Source organism: Micromonospora sp. NPDC023633 (assembly GCF_040640035.1).
GTDB lineage: Bacteria > Actinomycetota > Actinomycetes > Mycobacteriales > Micromonosporaceae > Micromonospora.
Map to the genome: position 1 here is coordinate 1 of NZ_JBFABB010000136.1, position 17,621 is coordinate 17,621.

The 17,621-nt window shown below is 74.4% G+C and carries 13 protein-coding genes; 5 read left to right on the forward strand and 8 right to left on the reverse strand.

Annotated elements, in window-relative coordinates; all coding sequences use genetic code 11:
• The 3 genes from AB0G13_RS29335 to AB0G13_RS29345 form a co-directional block, all read right to left on the reverse strand.
• Positions 1-2,980: Rne/Rng family ribonuclease (locus AB0G13_RS29335; RefSeq protein WP_357881113.1), on the reverse strand; the 2,980-nt coding region annotated here is incomplete at its 3' end.
• 131 nt (positions 2,981-3,111) lie between these two features.
• Positions 3,112-3,846, reverse strand: a complete 735-nt coding sequence (locus AB0G13_RS29340; protein WP_357881116.1) for a TIGR03936 family radical SAM-associated protein — start codon at positions 3,844-3,846, stop codon at positions 3,112-3,114.
• Between the two features lie 175 nt (positions 3,847-4,021).
• The gene (locus AB0G13_RS29345; RefSeq protein ID WP_357881119.1) at positions 4,022-6,007 is read right to left on the reverse strand and encodes a TIGR03960 family B12-binding radical SAM protein; all 1,986 of its coding nucleotides are present in this window, start codon (positions 6,005-6,007) and stop codon (positions 4,022-4,024) included.
• Positions 6,008-6,648: 641 nt separating this feature from the next.
• Here AB0G13_RS29345 and AB0G13_RS29350 point away from each other — a divergent pair.
• Entirely contained in the window at positions 6,649-7,779 is a 1,131-nt protein-coding gene (locus tag AB0G13_RS29350; protein WP_357881149.1) for a hypothetical protein, read from the forward strand.
• A gap of 66 nt (positions 7,780-7,845) precedes the next feature.
• Here the strand turns inward: AB0G13_RS29350 and AB0G13_RS29355 are convergent, their stop codons facing one another.
• Positions 7,846-8,541, reverse strand: coding sequence for a lysophospholipid acyltransferase family protein (locus AB0G13_RS29355; RefSeq protein WP_357881122.1), 696 nt, complete (start codon positions 8,539-8,541; stop codon positions 7,846-7,848).
• A 355-nt stretch (positions 8,542-8,896) separates the two neighbouring features.
• Here AB0G13_RS29355 and AB0G13_RS29360 point away from each other — a divergent pair, with 355 nt between their 5' ends.
• Both AB0G13_RS29360 and sigJ read left to right on the forward strand, forming a co-directional pair.
• Positions 8,897-9,337, forward strand: coding sequence for a carboxymuconolactone decarboxylase family protein (locus AB0G13_RS29360; protein ID WP_357881125.1), 441 nt, complete (start codon positions 8,897-8,899; stop codon positions 9,335-9,337).
• On the forward strand, positions 9,334-10,212 hold the full coding sequence (gene sigJ, locus AB0G13_RS29365; protein ID WP_357881128.1) for an RNA polymerase sigma factor SigJ: 879 nt from the start codon (positions 9,334-9,336) through the stop codon (positions 10,210-10,212). Before AB0G13_RS29360 ends, sigJ begins: the two co-directional genes overlap by 4 nt.
• Before the next feature lie 41 nt (positions 10,213-10,253).
• On the opposite strand, the gene ndk is transcribed toward sigJ, so the two are convergent.
• Positions 10,254-10,679 (reverse strand): nucleoside-diphosphate kinase, encoded by a 426-nt coding sequence (ndk, locus tag AB0G13_RS29370; RefSeq protein ID WP_357881131.1) that lies wholly within the window; start codon positions 10,677-10,679, stop codon positions 10,254-10,256.
• Positions 10,680-10,822: 143 nt separating this feature from the next.
• Here ndk and AB0G13_RS29375 point away from each other — a divergent pair, with 143 nt between their 5' ends.
• Positions 10,823-12,202 carry a VOC family protein gene (locus AB0G13_RS29375; RefSeq protein ID WP_357881134.1) on the forward strand — a complete coding sequence of 460 codons (1,380 nt, stop codon included), beginning with the start codon at positions 10,823-10,825 and terminating at the stop codon, positions 12,200-12,202.
• A 4-nt stretch (positions 12,203-12,206) separates the two neighbouring features.
• On the opposite strand, the gene AB0G13_RS29380 is transcribed toward AB0G13_RS29375, so the two are convergent.
• The 3 genes from AB0G13_RS29380 to AB0G13_RS29390 are packed head-to-tail and all read right to left on the reverse strand — an operon-like array spanning position 12,207 to position 16,572.
• Positions 12,207-12,626 (reverse strand): DUF4233 domain-containing protein, encoded by a 420-nt coding sequence (locus AB0G13_RS29380; protein WP_357881137.1) that lies wholly within the window; start codon positions 12,624-12,626, stop codon positions 12,207-12,209.
• Entirely contained in the window at positions 12,623-13,957 is a 1,335-nt protein-coding gene (locus tag AB0G13_RS29385) for a folylpolyglutamate synthase/dihydrofolate synthase family protein (protein WP_357881141.1), read from the reverse strand. Before AB0G13_RS29385 ends, AB0G13_RS29380 begins: the two co-directional genes overlap by 4 nt.
• Positions 13,954-16,572 (reverse strand): valine--tRNA ligase, encoded by a 2,619-nt coding sequence (locus tag AB0G13_RS29390; protein ID WP_357881144.1) that lies wholly within the window; start codon positions 16,570-16,572, stop codon positions 13,954-13,956. The genes AB0G13_RS29385 and AB0G13_RS29390 overlap by 4 nt, the downstream gene beginning before the upstream one ends.
• Before the next feature lie 69 nt (positions 16,573-16,641).
• Between AB0G13_RS29390 and AB0G13_RS29395 the strand changes: the two genes are divergently transcribed.
• Positions 16,642-17,325 (forward strand): hypothetical protein, encoded by a 684-nt coding sequence (locus AB0G13_RS29395; RefSeq protein WP_357881146.1) that lies wholly within the window; start codon positions 16,642-16,644, stop codon positions 17,323-17,325.
• Positions 17,326-17,621: the final 296 nt, after the last annotated feature.

Genomic DNA, 17,621 nt, shown 5'->3' on the forward strand with positions numbered 1-17,621 from the left:
CGGTGAGCCGGTTGGCACGCAGCCGCTCGACCTCGATGCCCAGGGCCTCGACCCGGTCGGCGATCCGCCGGCCGTGCGGGTGGTCCAGCGCGGCCTCGGCCACGGTGCGCTCGGCCGGCGCGCTCTTGCGCGCCCGCCGCCGGGAGGAACCGGCGCCCTGCTCCGCCGCCGCCGGGGCGGCCACGGCCGAGGCGACCGCCTTGACCTTCTCCCCCGCGCCGTTGCCGGAACGCGGCTTCTCCGGCACCGGCTCGGTGTGGATGATCAGGCCCCGGCCCTTGCAGCACTCGCAGGTCTCGCTGAACGCCTCCAGCAGGCCCGCGCCGATGCGCTTGCGGGTCATCTGCACCAGCCCGAGCGAGGTGATCTCGGTGACCTGGTGCTTGGTGCGGTCCCGGCCCAGGCACTCCGTCAGCCGGCGCAGCACCAGCTCGCGGTTGGACTCCAGCACCATGTCGATGAAGTCGATCACCACGATGCCGCCGAGGTCGCGCAGCCGGAGCTGCCGGACGATCTCCTCGGCCGCCTCCAGGTTGTTGCGGGTGACCGTCTCCTCCAGGTTGCCCCCGGAGCCGGTGTACTTGCCGGTGTTGACGTCGATGACCGTCATCGCCTCGGTCCGGTCGATCACCAGCGAACCGCCCGAGGGGAGGAAGACCTTGCGGTCCAGCCCCTTGATGATCTGCTCGTCGATCCGGTACTCGGCGAAGACGTCGGCGGTGCCGACGTGCCGGCGCAGCCGGGCGACCAGGTCGGGCGAGACGTGCGACAGGTACGACTCGACCATGTCGTACGACTGCTCGCCCTCGATCACCAGCTCGCGGAAGTCCTCGTTGAAGAGGTCCCGGACGACCCGGATCACCAGGTCGGGCTCCTCGTAGAGCAGCACCGGGGCGCCGCCCTCGGCCGCCTTGGCCTGGATGTCCTCCCACTGCGCCTGGAGCCGCTTGACGTCGCGCGCCAGCTCGTCCTCGCTGGCGCCCTCGGCGGCCGTCCGGACGATCACGCCCGCGCCGTCCGGCACCAGCTTCTTCAGCACGTCCCGCAGCCGCTTGCGCTCGGTGTCGGGCAGCTTGCGGCTGATGCCGGAGGCGTTGCCGTGGGGCACGTAGACGAGGTGCCGGCCGGAGAGCGCGATGTGGCTGGTCAGCCGGGCGCCCTTGTGACCGATCGGGTCCTTCGTGACCTGCACCAGCACCGAGTCGCCGGAGCGCAGCGCCTGCTCGATCGAGCGGGCGCGCCCCTCCAGGCCGCTGGTGTCCCAGTTCACCTCGCCGGCGTACAGGACGGCGTTGCGGCCGCGCCCGATGTCGACGAAGGCCGCCTCCATGCTGGGCAGGACGTTCTGCACCTTGCCGAGGTAGACGTTGCCGGCCATCGTGCCGGAGGAGTTGCGGGTGACGTAGTGCTCGACGAGCACCCCGTCCTCCAGGACGGCGATCTGGGTCCGGTCGCCGCGCTGGCGTACCGCCATCACGCGGTCGACGGCCTCCCGGCGGGCCAGGAACTCCGACTCGCTGAGGATCGGCGGCCGGGTACGGCGCTGCTCGCGGCCGTCGCGGCGGCGCTGCCGCTTGGCCTCCAGCCGGGTGGAGCCGGAGACGCCCTGCACCTCGTCGACGGTCTTGCGCGGCTCGCGGATCTTGACGACGGTCGGCACGCCGTCGTCGGCGCCCGACTCGACGTCGCCGGCGCCCCGGCGGCGACGGCGGCGACGGCGGCGGGTCAGCGCGTCGCCGCCCTCGGCCTCCTCGTCCTCGTCGCCCTCGGGCTCCTCCGCCTCGGCCTGCGCGGCCTCCTCGGACTCGTCGTCCTCGGCGTCCTCCGCGCCGCCCTTGCCCCGGCCACGGCCGCGGCGGCCACGCCGGCGACGGCGGCGGGCCGCGGCGCTCTCGTCCTCGTCCTCGTCTTCGTCCTCGGCGGCCTCCTCGGCCTCCTCGACCGCTTCCTCGGGCTCGACGGCCTCGACCGCCTCGACGTCGCGGCGGCCACGCCGGCGACGGCGCGCCGGCTCGGCGGGCTCCTCGGCGGCGGGCTCCTCAGGCTCAGGCTCCGGGGCCGGCGCCACGACCCGGACGACCGGGACGTCCTCCGGCTGCGGGGCCATGAACAGGACGGTGGGCGCGGAGAGCGCGGCCCGCCGGCGGCGGGTGCGCGGCTCGGGCTCGACGACCGGCTCGGGCTCGACGACCGGCTCGGCCGCCTCGGCCGGCTCCTCCTCGGTCGGCTCCTCCTCGGCGGGCGGGGTGACCGCCACGCCCGGCGGCACCTCGCCGGAACGGCTCTCCGCGCCGCTGACGGCGGCGGGCGGGGCGGCGGCGCCGAAGCCGGTGCCGGCCTCCGGCTCGATCCCGGCGGCGGCTGGCGGCTGCTCCGCGACCTCGGCGGGCGCGGCGACGTCGGTCGGGGTCTCCGCGGCCGGCTCGACCGCGGCGGGGGCGGCCTTCTTCCGGCGGGTACGCGTCACCTTGGCCGGCGGCGCGGCCGGCTCGGCGGGTGCCTGGTCCGCCGCGACCGGCGCCTCTCCGGCGGCCTGCGCGGTGGCCTCGGTGGGCTGCGCGGTGGTGTCCTCGGCGGCCTTCGCGGTGGTGGCCTTGCGGCGGCGGCGCGTCGCCTTCGGGGCGGCGTCGAGGTCGCCGGAGACGGGGGCGAGCACCTCGGCCTGGGGCGCCTCGCCACTGCCCGGCACGGGCGCCGTCGACGCCTCGACCGGCGCCTCGGTCTGCTCCGGCTGGTTCAGCGGCGCGGCACGTCGCCGGGTGGTACGCCGCCGGGCCGGGGCGGCCGGGGCCTGCTCGGCCCCGCCGGTGCCGGCGTCAGTGCCGGCGGTACCGGCGTCAGTGCCGGCGGTACCGGCGTCAGTGCCGGAGCCGGCGGTGTTCTGCGCCCCGGCGGAGTTCTCGACGGTGCTGGTGTCGGCGGTCTCGTCGGCCGGCTGTGAACCGGTCCGTTCGCCGCCCTCGGGCTCGTTCTCGAGCATGGACGTTCTCCAGTTCTGGCTGCCCCGGGCGCGGGTGAGCGCTGCCACGCAGGGTCGCCGCAAAAGTGTTTCCGCCGGGCGCGCACGGTGCGCGACCGCCGAAGTCTGCCTACCTGAACGCTGACCGACGGTCAGCGTTCACCGATGGTTGCCCCGTCGCGGTCCGCGTCCAACGGATCCGCGATCGCATCCTGCGCGGTCAGCGTGCCCTGTGCCAGCCGGATCACCCTCGGCGAGACCGGCGGCTCCAGGTCGGCCACCACGCGGAGGCCGGAAAGGACGTCATCGGGTCGCACGGAGGGGGTGACCTGCCGCACGACCAGTTCGAGTATCGCACACGGTACGGCCGGGGCCCCGGAAGGCGTCTCCGGCGACGCGATCACATCGATGCGGATCACCGCCGCCCGGGCGTCGAAGGTGCGCCGGCCCTGCTTGGTCATCCGCTCGACCAGCACCTCTTCGGCGGCCGTGAAGGCGGAAACCGCCCGTTGCAGGACGGCCGGGTCGACCTCGGGCAGCTCGATGCGCCAGTGCGACGCCTCGATCCGGTCGGCAAGACTCCCGCCGGTGGCCACCACGGCGTCGAGCACGTCGAGCCCCGGCGAGAGGGCGGCGTCCAGGGCGGCGCGCAGCTCCGCCGGGTCGACCTGCTCGCGCAGGCCGATCTCCAGGTATTCGGCCTCGCTCGCCACGCCCGTCGGGGCCGCGCTGGCGTACGAGATCTTCGGGTGCGGGGTGAAGCCCTGGGAGAAGGCGATCGGCACGCCCGCCCGGCGCAGCGCCCGCTCGAACGCCCGGGCGAAGTCCCGGTGCGAGGTGAAGCGCAGCGGGCCGCGCTTGGCGTATCGGATCCGGACCCGCTGCACGACGGGTGCCTGGCCGCCCTCTGGCTGTGGTTTCCTACTGATCGTCGTGCTCCTCGTGTCGGAACCGGTTGATCGTGACGGCACTGCTCGCGACTCGCGTGCCGCTGACGATAGCCACATGATCAACCCGACGCACGGCGGGCGGCGCACCGGGCGGCGCCCGCCGGCGGCGGGGCTACTGCTGGGCGCCGGTGGGGAGCTTCAGACCGTTGATCGGGGTGAGCGGGAGGAGCTTCTTCCCGGTCGGGCCGATCTGGATCTCGGTGTCCATCGACGGGCAGACGCCGCAGTCGAAGCACGGGGTCCACCGGCAGTCGTCCTGCTCGTACTCGCTGAGCGCGTCCTGCCAGTCCTGCCAGAGCCAGTCCTTGTCCAGACCCGAGTCCAGGTGGTCCCAGGGCAGGACCTCCAGCTCGTCGCGCTGCCGGGTGGTGTACCAGTCGAGGTCGACCCCGAAGGCGGGCAGCACCTCGGCCGCCGCCTCCACCCAGCGCTGGTAGGAGAAGTGCTCGCTCCAGCCGTCGAACCGGCCGCCGTTCTCCCAGACCCGGCGGATCACCGCGCCGACGCGGCGGTCGCCCCGGCTGAGCAGGCCCTCGATCAGCGACGGCTCGCCGTCGTGGTAGCGGAAGCCGATCGCCCGGCCGAGCGAGCGGTCCGCGTTGATCGCCTGCTTGAGCATCCTGAGCCGGCCGTCGATGACCTCCGGCCGCTCCATCGGCGCCCACTGGAACGGGGTGTGCGGCTTCGGCACGAACCCGCCGATGGAGACCGTGCAGCGGATGTCCTTCGAGCCGGTCGCGGCCCGGCCGGCCCTGATCACCTCGTGGGCCATGTCCGCGATCTCGAGGACGTCTTCGTCGGTCTCGGTGGGCAGGCCGCACATGAAGTAGAGCTTCACCTGCCGCCAGCCGTTCGTGTACGCGGTGACGACGGTGCGGATCAGGTCTTCCTTCGACACCATCTTGTTGATGACCTTGCGGATCCGCTCCGACCCGCCCTCGGGGGCGAAGGTCAGGCCGGTGCGCCGGCCGTTGCGGGACAGCTCCTGCGCGAGGTCGATGTTGAACGCGTCGACCCGGGTCGACGGCAGCGAGAGCGAGACGTTGGTGCCCTCGTACTGCTGGGCCAGGCCCGAGCACATGTCGCCGATCTCGGAGTGGTCGGCCGACGACAGCGACAGCAGGCCCACCTCGTGGAAGCCGGAGAACTCCAGCCCCTCGCGCACCATCTGCCCGACGGTGGTGATGGAGCGCTCGCGCACCGGCCGGGTGATCATGCCGGCCTGGCAGAACCGGCAGCCCCGGGTGCAGCCGCGGAAGATCTCGACCGCGTACCGCTCGTGCACCGTCTCCGCGAGCGGCACCAGGGGCTTCTTCGGGTACGGCCACGCGTCCAGGTCCATGGTCGTGCGCTTGTGCACCCGGAACGGCACGTCCGCCCGGTTCGGCACGACCCGCTGGATGCGGCCGTCGGGCAGGTAGTCCACGTCGTAGAAGCGCGGCACGTAGACGCTCTCGGTGCGGGCCAGGCGCAGCAGCAGCTCGTCGCGCCCGCCCGGGGAGCCCTCGGCCTTCCATTCGCGCACGATCCCGGTGATCTCCAGGACCGCCTCCTCGCCGTCGCCGAGCACGGCGGCGTCGACGAAGTCGGCGATCGGCTCCGGGTTGAACGCGGCGTGGCCGCCGGCCACGATCACCGGGTCGGCGTCGGTGCGGTCGGCGGCCAGCAGCGGGATGCCGGCCAGGTCGATCGCGGTGAGCAGGTTCGTGTAGCCCAGCTCGGTGGAGAAGGAGACGCCGAAGACGTCGAAGTCGCGCACCGAGCGGTGCGCGTCGACGGTGAACTGCGGCACGCCGTGCGCGCGCATCAGCTTCTCCAGGTCCGGCCAGACCGCGTAGGTCCGCTCGGCGAGCACGTCGGGCAACTCGTTGAGGACCTCGTAAAGGATCTGCACGCCCTGGTTGGGCAGGCCGACCTCGTAGGCGTCGGGGTACATCAGCGCCCAGCGCACGGCCGCCGCGTCCCAGTCCTTGACCACCGCGCCCAGCTCGCCACCGACGTACTGGATGGGCTTGGTCACCTGGGGCAGCAGCGGCTCCAGCCGGGGCCAGACCGAATTGGCCGCGGCGGGGCGCGGCGTGGTGGACGGGACGCTCATGATGCCCAAGGGTACGCGGCCCGGCGGCGGCCACCGCGAGCACGCCGGTCACCGCGCCCTCGGGTCGTCGGTCACCGCGCCCCCGGCACGTCGGTCACCGCGTCCCTGGCACGTCGCGCGGGCCCCGCGACACGCCGCCCGGCCCCGTCCGGTGCCGGCGACGGCGGTGGCCGGAATCGCCCCGCTGGCGCGTCGGTACTAACCTCGGACCGGCGCGAGAGGAGATTGCCGCGATGCCGCAGCCGCAGCCGGGCACGGACCGGCCGGCCGACGGGAGCCCCCCGGGTCAGGACCAGGGTCACGATCCGGCGGTCACCGAGGAGCCCCCGACCTCCCCCGCAGCGCCCGCCCCCGCCGGCGGCACGGGCCCGGAGGGCACCCGTGAGCTGCCCACCGACGACCCCGGGCCGACCGCGACGGCCGACGTCCGGCAGGACACGGGCGACGGCGGGCCACGGGACGTCGGCGACCCCACCGCACGGCAGGACACGGGCGACGCCACCGCGCCACCGGACACCGGCGACGCCGGGGCGGAGGGCACGCGGGGCGACGGGCCCGAGCGGGTGGCCGGCACCGGCCCGGAGGGCACCCGCCTGCTACCCGACGACGGCCCGGCGGCCGTGGGGCCGCAGGGCACCCGGATGTTCCCCGCCGACGAGCAACCGGCCGAGCCGCCCGCGCCCCGCTGGAGCGGTTCGGCGGCGGTTCCCCCGCCGAAGCCCCGCAAACGGGCCTGGGGCGAGTCGGCCGAGATTCCCCCGGTGCCAGCCCCGGCGCCCCCGCCCGCGCAGCCCGAGCACCTCACCCCGGTCGACCCGTGGGCGGGCGCGGACACCAGCGGGTGGGACCTGCCGCCGGCCGCCCCGCCGCCCCCGCCGTCGCCGACGCGGCCCTATCCCGTGGCGCCGTCCACCCGGCCGTACTCGGGGCCGCCGGCGCCACCCGTGCACTCCCCCGCGCCGCCGGCACCGCCGCGCCCCACGCCGCCCCGGGTCGCGTACCCGCCCGCCCCGCCGCCGGCGGCGTACCCCGGCTCCCCGCCGCCCGTGGCGTACCCCGTCTCCCCGCCGCCGGTCTCCCGGGCGCCCGTCCCGACCCGCCCGGCGCCGCCCCCGCCTCCGCCACCCGCACCGCCGAGGCAGCGTCGGGCGACGGCGCCGCCGGCCGGACCGCCGCCCGGCCCCCAGGCCCCCCGGGGGTACGCCCCGCCGCCCGCCCGCAAGCGTCGCCGCTGGCCGTGGATCATGCTGCTCATGCTGGCCTGCTGCTGCGGCTGCCCGGCCTACTACGGGGTGCCGATGGCGTCGCAGTACCCGGCGAACGCCAGCCTGCCGGCCGAGGTGGCCGACCTGCGGCTGCGCGACGACGACACCAGCAAGGCGACCGCCAAGAAGCTGGAGGCGGAGGTACGCAAGGCGCACCTGCTGGCCGACGACACCTTCGCCGGCGTCTACAGCACGCCCGCCGGCAAGCGGGTGACGGTCTTCGGCGGCACCGGTTTCCGGTTCACCCCGGAGTCGGACGCGGAGGACGAGATCACCCGGCTCACCGGGCAGTACTCCCTCGGCGAGGCCCAGGTGGTCGACACCGGCGTACGCGGCCGGCACCAGCGCTGCGCGGTGGGCCGCGCCGACGGCCAGGACGTGGTGGTGTGCACCTCGGTCGACCACGGCAGCATCGCCACCGCGGTCTTCACCCGGCTCTCCCTCGACGACAGCGCCACCCTGCTCGGCACCCTGCGGGAGCAGCTGGTCACGACCGACCAGAAGTAGGGTCCGCGCGGCCCGGCCGGCTCCACGACGTGGACGAGTGCGACCCCGTCCTGCCCGGGACGGGGCTCAGGCCGGGGCGTCGCCCGGGGTGGCGGAGTGCGCGCGCGGCGGGGCGTAGCGGGGCACGTACTCCTGGCCGGTGAGCTTCTGGATCTCGGCCATGACCTCGTCGGTCATCTCGCGCAGCGACGTGCGGTCGTCCGGCCGGCCGGTGAAGTCGAGCGGCTTGCCGAACCGGATCATGATCTTGGCGCGGCCGGGGCGGGGCACCCGGGTCCCGATGGGCTGGGCCTTGTCGGTGCCGGTCATGCCGACCGGGATGATCGGCACGCCGGCCGCCACCGCCAGCCGGGCCGCGCCGGTGCGCCCACGGTAGAGCCGGCCGTCCGGCGAGCGGGTCCCCTCTGGATAGACCGCGACCAGGTCGCCGGCCTTCAGCACCGGGATGGCGGCGTCGAACGCGGACAGCGCCGCGCGGCCGCCGGCCCGCTCGACCGGGATGGCGCCCAGGCCGGTGAGCACGTGCTTCGACAGGGCGCCCTTCGGGCCAGTGCCCTTGAAGTACTCCGACTTGGCCCAGAACGCCAGGTGCCGGGGAACCACCGTGCCGAGGAACAGCTCGTCGGCGACCGAGAGGTGGTTGCCCGCGAAGATCGCACCCCCCGTGTCCGGAATGTGCTCCAGCCCCTCCACGGTCGGACGGAAGGCCAGCCGGAGCGCGGGCGCCACGGTGAGCTTGCCGATGGTGTAGAGCAGGGGCACTGGTCCTCCGGCGGAGTGTGTGCGAACAGGCGGTGTCACGGTAACCGACGGGTCCACGGGGTGTCGTCGGGGTGGCGGCTCGACCGCCTGGTGAGCGGGCGTGTCGGGCCCGGTGGGACGGCCCGGCGACGCACCGCCGGGCCGTCCCCACCCACTGACTCATACCCTGCGGACGGCCACCGTCAACCGCTCGCCCCCGCCGGCCTCTCCGGTGCAGCGTCCGCCCGGTCGGCGGAGTCGACGGAGCGGCCGGCGCCTCCGGGCGGCGTGACCGGGCTCACGTCCCGCGGTGTCACGCCGCGTCCCCTCCGCACCGTCGTGTGGGTGTCGACAACGACCGACCGAGGAGGCCGTCATGCAACGGATGAACGTGGCCGAGGTGGCACCGCAGGCGTACCAGGCGGTTCTGGGGCTGGAGAAGTACGTCCGGGCGAACGTCGGGCACACCGTGCTGGCGCTGGTGAAGCTGCGGGCGTCGATGCTGAACGGCTGCGCGTTCTGCGTCGACATGCACAGCCGCGACGCGCTCGCGGCGGGCGAGTCGGACCGGCGGCTCTTCGCCGTCGCCACCTGGCGGGAGGCGCCCTTCTTCGACGAGCGGGAGCGGACCGCGCTGGCGCTCACCGACGCGGTGACCCGGCTCGGCGAGCACGGCGTGCCCGACGACGTCTGGGACGCGGCGGCGAAGGTGTGGTCCGAGAAGGAACTCGCCGACCTGTTGGTGGCGATCGCCACCATCAACGTGTGGAACCGCATCGCCGTGACCTGCCGCAACGACCTCCCCACGGACGTGTGACGCTCCCCGACGCGACGCAGGCGGCCGGTGCGCTCGACGCGCACCGGCCGATGCTGCTCGGGCTGGCGTACCGCCTGCTCGGCAGCCGGCACGACGCCGAGGACGTGCTCCAGGAGGCGTACCTGCGCTGGCTGGGGGTCGACCGGGAGGCGGTCGCGGAGCCGCGGCGCTACCTGTCCCGGGTGGTCACCCGGTTGGCGCTGGACCGGCTGCGCGCCCGGCGGGCCGCCCGGGAGACGTACGTCGGGCCCTGGCTGCCCGAGCCGGTGCGCACCGCGCCGTCACCGTTCGGGCCGCTGGACGCCGTCGAGCTGCGCGACTCGCTCTCCACCGCCCTGCTGCACCTGCTGGAGCGGCTCTCCCCGCCCGAGCGGGCGGTCTACGTGCTGCACACCGCCTTCGAGCTGCCGTACGCCGAGATCGCCGGGATCCTGGACCGGTCGGTGGCGGACTGCCGGCAGCTGCACCACCGGGCGGCGGCCCGCATCGGCCAGGACCGGCGCCGGTTCACCGCCGGCCGGGCCGAGCAGGAGCGGCTGCTGGACGCGTTCCTCGCCGCCGCCCGCGACGGCGACCTGGCCGCGCTGACCGGGCTGGTCGCGACGGACGCCACCGCCTGGACCGACGGCGGCGGCCGGGTGAAGGCGGCACGCAACCCGGTCACCGGCGCCGACCGGGTGGCCCGCTTCTTCGCCGGCATCTACGGGCCGGGCCGACGCCTCACCGTGCGGCGGGTGGAACTGAACGGCCAGCCGGCCGCGCTGATCGTCCGCCCCGACGCCGGCAGGTACGCGCTGACGCTCGCCGCGGCCGGCGGCCGGATCACCGCGTTCCACGTCGTCGGCAACCCGGACAAGCTGCGGTGGGCGAACTGAGCGGGCCGGTCGTGGACCGGCCCGCGACGGCGGTGGGTGGGTCAGCCCAGCTCGGGGAACCAGAGCGCGATCTCGCGCTTCGCGCTCTGGGGGGAGTCGGAGGCGTGCACCAGGTTCTCCCGGTTGGACAGGGAGAGGTCGCCGCGGATCGTGCCGGCCGCCGCCCGACGCCCGTCGGTTGCCCCGACGAGCCCGCGCACCACGTCGATGACCTGGTCGCCGGAGAGCACCAGCGCCACCAGCGGGCCGCCGGTCATGAAGTCCTTCAGCGGCGGGTAGAACGGCTTGTCGACGTGCTCGGTGTAGTGCTCGTCGGCCAGCGCGGCGTCCATCGTCCGGACCACCATCGCGTCGATCCGCAGCCCCTTGCGCTCGAAGCGGGAGATCACCTCGCCGACCAGCCCACGGCGGACCGCGTCGGGCTTGATCAGTACGAGGGTGCGCTCATCGGGGCTGCTGCTGGACACGCTGGGTTCCTCCTGTGCGCGGAAGGCGGTCGGGCTGGGTACGGTCAGCCTAGCGACCCGGTCCCGGCGCCGGCGCGGCGGCCGGTCCTTCCTCCGGCGGCCGATCCGGCCTAGCCTGGCCCTTGACCCTCGGGAGGTCCACTGTGGCGAATGGCGGGAACCGACCCATCGCGCCGGTACGCAAGCTGATCGCCGCGGTGCTGGGCACCGTGGCCACCTTCGTCGTCCTCTTCGGCCTCGGCATGACCAGCTGGGCGATCGTGGCGCTCGGGGTCGCCCTGCTGGTGCTGGCCATCGCGCTGGCCACGGTGCGCGGGGGCGGTCGCACCTGGGTCGTCGGCGAAGGGCACGTGCACAGCGCTTCCGAACCGCCCACCCAGTACGCCTTCGGCCGCTGCGAACTCCAGCTGGTGATCGACGCCCCGGGGCTGCCGCCCCGGTCCAAGAAGATCATCGAGCCGCGGGTACCGGTGGCGAAGTGGCCGTCGCTGGGCCAGACGCTGCCGATCCGGGTGGCCCTGGACGACCAGCGGCACGTCCGCGTGCTCTGGGACGACGTGCCCACCCACGCGGAGACCGCCGCGGCCGTCGCGGCCGACCTGCCACCCGAGTACGCGGGCGCCGAGCCGCTGGACGACGTGCTGATCCAGCAGGAGGCCCCGCCATGGGCGGACCGGGCGCCGGACGACGACTACCGGGAGGACTACCGCGACGACTTCCGGGCCCCGGTGGGCGACCCGCTGGGCGACCCCGTCGGGGATCCGCTGGGCGATCCGCTCGGTGGGGACCGCGTCGGGCGGCCCGAGGAGCGCGAGCCCGTCGTGATGCACCAGCGCCCGGGTGGGCCGGTCGTGCTGGAGGGCACGCTCGTCGAGCAGCCCACCACCGGCACGCTGCCGCGGCGGGCCACCCCGACGCCCCGCCCGCCCGCCGAGGAGCGGTTCGACGTGCCCGGCGAGCGCCTCGACCCGCCCGCGCCGGCGGACCCACTCGACCTGCCCTTGGACGACCCCGCCCCGCCCCGCGACCGGGTCCGGGAGGAACGGATCAGCCCGGAGGAACTGGACGAGGCGATCTTCGGTCCGGGGCCGGCCGCCGGCGGCGACGAGAGGGCCGGGGAGACCGCGACGGCCGGCGACGAGTTCGGGGCGCCGATCGCCGGGGTGGGGCTGACCCTGCTGGTCACCGACCTGCCCCGCTCGCTGGACTTCTACCGCGACCTGGGCTTCACCGAGGTCGACCGGGGATCCGGCAACGCGGTCCTCGCCTCCGGGACGACCCGCCTGGTGCTGCGGGAGGTGACCGAGGCGGCGCCGATCAGCCGCCGGCTGGTGCACGTCAACCTCGAGGTCGACGACATCGACTCCGCGTACGAGCGGCTGCGCGGGACGGGCGTCCGGTTCACGTACGCCCCCCGGGTGGTCAACCGGGGCACGAAGCTGGAGGTGTGGGCGGCGGCGTTCCGCGACCCGGACGGCCACGGCATCGCCCTCACCCAGTGGCGGGAACGCGCCGAGGCCTGACCCGTCAGCCCAGGATGACCCGGCGCACGTGCAGGGCGTAGCCCCACACCAGGGCGAAGACGACGCCCAGCACCAGCAGCGACCAGTGCAGCAGGCCGGCCAGCATCAGCAGCCCCTGCAGGGCGGCGCCGGCGTGCCAGGCCCACGGCCGGCGCATCATGCCGGCCAGCAGCACCGCCGCCACGGCCAGCGCCACGACCGCCCCGATCGCCGCGCCGCCCAGGTCGCCGCCGACCACCCGGATCGGCTGGATGGCCAGCACCAGCACCAGCGCCTCCAGGCTGAGCGTGCCGGCGCCGAGGCCACGGACCGCCCGCTCCGGGTTGCGCAGCCCGGAGCGGCGCGGCGGCCGGCCGCCGGGGGCGCCGTCGGCCGTCCCGGCCGGGCGGTCGTCGCCCGGGGCGACGCGCTCCGGGCCGGTCATCGCTTCAGCAGCCGGCGGGCGTCGGCCACGGTCACCACCGACCCGGTGACCAGCACCCCGACCCCGCTCAGCTCCCCCGGCACGTCCTCCTCGGCCATCGCCACCGCCGTCTCGATGGCGTCGGGCATCTCCTCGGCCACCTCCACCCGCTCGGGTCCGAAGACCTCGGCCGCCAGCGCGGCCAGTTCCCGGGCCGGCAGCGCCCGGGGCGAGCTGTTCCGGGTCACCACGACCTGGTCGACCACCGGCTCCAGCAGCTCCAGCAGGCTGGCCGCGTCCTTGTCCGCGAGGACGCCGACCACGGCGACCAGCTTGCTGAAGGCGAACTCCTCCTGCAACGCGGTCACCGTGGCGGCCATCCCGTGCGGGTTGTGCGCGCCGTCGAGCAGGATGGTCGGCGCGCTGCGTACGCGCTCCAGCCGGCCGGGCGAGCTGGCGGTGGCGAAACCCTCCCGGACCGCCTCCACGTCGAGCTGCCGCTTCGCCCCGGCGCCGAGGAACGCCTCGACCGCCGCCAGCGCCACCGCCGCGTTCTGCGCCTGGTGGGCGCCGTGCAGCGGGATGAAGACCTCCTCGTAGACGCCGCCGAGGCCCTGGAGGGTGAGCACCTGCCCGCCGACGGCGACCGCCCGCCGGAGCACCCCGAACTCGGCGCCCTCCCGCGCGATGGTCGCGCCGACCTCGGCGCAGCGCTCCAGGATCGGCCCGGCGGCCTCCTCCTCCTGCGCCGCGGAGATCACCGTCGCGCCCTTGTGGATGATCCCCGCCTTGGCCAGCGCGATGTCCTGGATGGTGTCGCCGAGCCACTCGGTGTGGTCCAGCCCGACCGGGGTGAGCACGCACACCCCGGCCTGGATCACGTTGGTCGCGTCCTCGGCCCCGCCCAGGCCCACCTCGACCACCGCCACGTCCACGGGGGCGTCGGCGAAGGTGGCGAAGGCCAGCGCGGTGGTCATGTCGAAGTACGTCAGCGGTTCCGCCGAGCGCTCGTCGACCAGCCGGGCCAGCGGCGCGATCTCCCGGTACGTCGCGACGAACCGCCCCTCGTCCACCGGCTCGCCGTCCAGGCTGATCCGCTCCCGGACGCTCTCCAGGTGCGGGCTGGTGTAGCGGCCGGTGTGCAGCCCGAACGCCCGCAGCAGGGAGTCGATCATCCGGGCCGTCGAGGTCTTGCCGTTGGTGCCGGTCAGGTGGATCGACGGGTACGCCCGCTGCGGGCTGCCGAGCAGGTCCAGCAGCGACTCGATCTTGTCCAGCTCGAAGGCCATGCGGGTAAACCCGCGGCCCGCCAGCTCGGCCTCGACGGCGGCGAAATCGGTGCGGTCGGTCACGAGGGCAGCGCCTCCAGAGCAGCGTCGATGCGGACGAGGTCGGCCTCGGCGACGGCGAGCCGGTCGCGGATCTTGGCGACGACCGGCTCCGGCGCCTTGTCGACGAACGCCGGGTTGCCGAGCTTCGCCCGGGCCTGCGCGGCCTCCTTCTCGGCGGCGGCCCGGTCCTTCGTCAGCCGGGCCCGCTCGGCGGCCACGTCGATCGTCCCGCGGGTGTCCAGGGCCACGCTCACCTCGCCGGGCATGGCGAGCGTCGCGCTGGCCTGGAACCCGTCGCCGGCCGGGTCCAGCCGCACCAGCGACCGGATCAGCGGCTCGTGCGCGGCGATGCCGGCGGCGGCCAGGCCGTCGAGCCGCGCGGCGACCCGCTGCGTCGGGCGCAGCCCCTGGTCCGAGCGGAACCGCCGGATCTCGGTCACCACCCGCTGGAGGGTGCCGACCTCGACCTCCGCGGCGTCGTCGACTCCGGTACGGTCGGCCACCGGCCAGGCGGCCGTCATCACCGTCTCGCCGCCGGTGAGGGCGGTCCACAGTTCCTCGGTGACGAACGGGATGACCGGGTGCAGCAGCCGCAGCAGCTGGTCCAGCACGTGCCCGAGCACCCGGCGGCTGGCCTCGGCGGCCGGGCCGCCCTCGGCGAGCACCGGCTTGGTCAGCTCCACGTACCAGTCGCAGACGTCGTCCCAGGCGAAGTGGTAGAGCAGGTCGCAGACCTTCGCGAACTCGTACGCCTCGAACTGCTCGTCCACCTCGGCGGTGACGTGCGCCAGCCGGGACAGGATCCACCGGTCGACCGTCGACAGCGTCTCGGCCGCCGGCAGCGGCCCCTCGGTGTGCGCGCCGTTGAGCAGCGCGAAGCGGGTGGCGTTCCACAGCTTGTTGCAGAAGTTGCGCGAGCCCTGGCACCAGTCCTCGCTGACCGGCACGTCCCCGCCCGGGTTGGCGCCCCGGGCCAGGGTGAACCGGGTGGCGTCGGCGCCGTACCGGTCGATCCAGTCCAGCGGGTCGACCACGTTGCCGAACGACTTCGACATCTTCTTGCCGTACTGGTCGCGGACCATGCCGTGCAGCGCCACCGTGTCGAAGGGCTGCCGGCCGTCCATCGCGTACAGGCCGAACATCATCATCCGGGCGACCCAGAAGAAGAGGATGTCGTAGCCGGTGACCAGGACGCTGGTCGGGTAGAACTTCGCCAGGTCGGGGGTCTGCTCCGGCCAGCCGAGCGTGGAGAACGGCCACAGGCCGCTGGAGAACCAGGTGTCCAGCACGTCCTCGTCCTGGTGCCAGCCCTCGCCGGTCGGCGGCTCCTCGTCCGGGCCGACGCAGACGATCTCGCCGTCCGGGCCGTACCAGACGGGGATGCGGTGGCCCCACCAGAGCTGCCTGGAGATGCACCAGTCGTGCATGTTGTCGACCCAGGCGAAGTACCGCTTGGCCAGCTCCGCCGGCTCGATCTTCACCCGGCCGTCACGCACCGCGTCGCCCGCCGCCTTCGCCAGCGGGGCGGTGTTGACGAACCACTGGAGCGACAGACGCGGCTCGACGGTCGTCTTGCACCGGGAGCAGTGCCCCACCGCGTGCACGTACGGCCGCTTCTCGGCGACGATCCGCCCCTGCTCGCGCAGCGCGGCGACGATCGCGGGGCGGGCCTCGTACCGGTCCAGGCCCTGGAACGGGCCGTGCGCGGTGATGACGCCCCGCTCGTCCATGATCGTCAGCGTCGGCAGGTCGTGCCGCTGGCCGATCTCGAAGTCGTTCGGGTCGTGCGCCGGGGTCACCTTGACCATGCCGGTGCCGAAGCTCGGGTCGACGTGCTCGTCGGCCACGATGGGGATCCGCCGGCCGGTCAGCGGGACGGGGACCTCGGTGCCGATCAGGTGCCGGTAGCGCTCGTCGTCCGGGTGGACGGCCACCGCGGTGTCGCCGAGCATCGTCTCGGCCCGGGTGGTGGCGACCACGACGTCGTCGCTGTAGCGGATCGAGACCAGCTCGCCGTCGTCGTCGGTGTGCTCCACCTCGATGTCCGACAGCGCGGTCAGGCAGCGCGGACACCAGTTGATGATCCGGTTGGCCCGGTAGATCAGCCCGTCGTCGTAGAGCTTCTTGAACATGGTCTGGACGGCCCGGGACAGGCCCTCGTCCATGGTGAAACGCTCACGGTCCCAGTCGACGGAGTCGCCGAGGCGGCGCATCTGGCCGAGGATCGCGCCGCCGGACTCGGCCTTCCACTGCCACACCCGCTCGACGAACTTCTCCCGGCCCAGGTCGTGCCGGGACAGGCCCTGGCCGGCGAGCTGCCGTTCGACCAGGTTCTGGGTGGCGATGCCGGCGTGGTCCATGCCGGGCAGCCACAGCGCCTCGTGGCCCTGCATCCGCTTGCGGCGGGTCAGCGCGTCCATCAGGGTGTGCTCGAACGCGTGGCCCATGTGCAGGGAGCCGGTCACGTTGGGCGGCGGGATGACGATGGTGAAGGGGGGCTTGTCGCTGTCCGCCGACGCCCGGAAGTGGCCGGCGGCTACCCACTGCTCGTACCGTCGCTGCTCTACCTCGCCGGGCTGGTACTGGCCGGCAAGGGTCGGGGCGTCGGGGCGTCGGGCATCCAGTCTCTCGGTCACTCTGAAAGTCTACGGAGCGCTTCCCGGGACCCGACGTGCGCCACCTGCCGTTCGCGTACGGTGTCGGCTATGTCCGACGCACATCTCACCGACCGCCCCGTCGCAGACGGCCCGGAGCCGATCGACCTGACCGACGAACCCATCCAGCTCAGCAACCGGGACCCGGAGCAGGCCCGGGAGCGGCCGGAGACGCGGTCGAGGCGGCGGCGGGTGGCGTGGGCCGTGGCGGCGGTGGTCGGGCTCGCGGGGGCCACGGTGCTCGGCGCGGCCGGCTGGCGGGTGGCCCAGCAGAAGGACGCCGACCTGGCCACCCCGGACCGGGTGGCGAGCCTGGTACGGGACGACAGCGATCGGGCCCGCAGCACCTCCGACTACCTGCGCAGCGGATTCGCCGCCGACATCGACCTGGACAGCAGCTTCGGCACCGTCTACCGGGATCCCGCGGACGACAAGCGCTCGGTGCTCCTCTTCGGCGGCACGACGCTGCTCTGGCAGCCGGAGCGGGACCTGGACAGCCTCTTCGGCCTGCTGACCGACGAGACCGGCAAGGTGACGGGGCTGCGCGAGGTGCCCGCCGGGCGCTTCGGCGGCGTCATGAAGTGCGGCACCACCAGCGGCGACGGCGGCGACTTCGCGGTCTGCGGGTGGGCCGACCACGGCAGCGTCGTGATGGGGATGTTCCCGGGCCGCTCGATCGACGACGCCGGCGAGCTGTTCCGCGCGGTACGCGAGGAGATCCAGACCCGCGGCTGACGCCCTGACGGCCCGGCTGCCTCCATCTCCGCCGCCGACGCTTCTTCGGCCCGGCGCTCTTGAGCCGTTGCTTCCTCGACCCGGCGCTTCTTGACCCCGGGGCGCCTGTTCGCCGGGCGCCAGCCCGTGCCCAAGCCCGCCGGCTCGGAATGGTTCCGTTCCTTCGGTCGGCCCCGTTCGCGTCCTGGCGGGATTCGGGGCCCGTAACGCAGTTCAGGGCCACCCCGAAGGGGTGACCCTGAACTGAAAGATTGTCCGGCGGTGTCCTACTCTCCCACACCCTCCCGAGTGCAGTA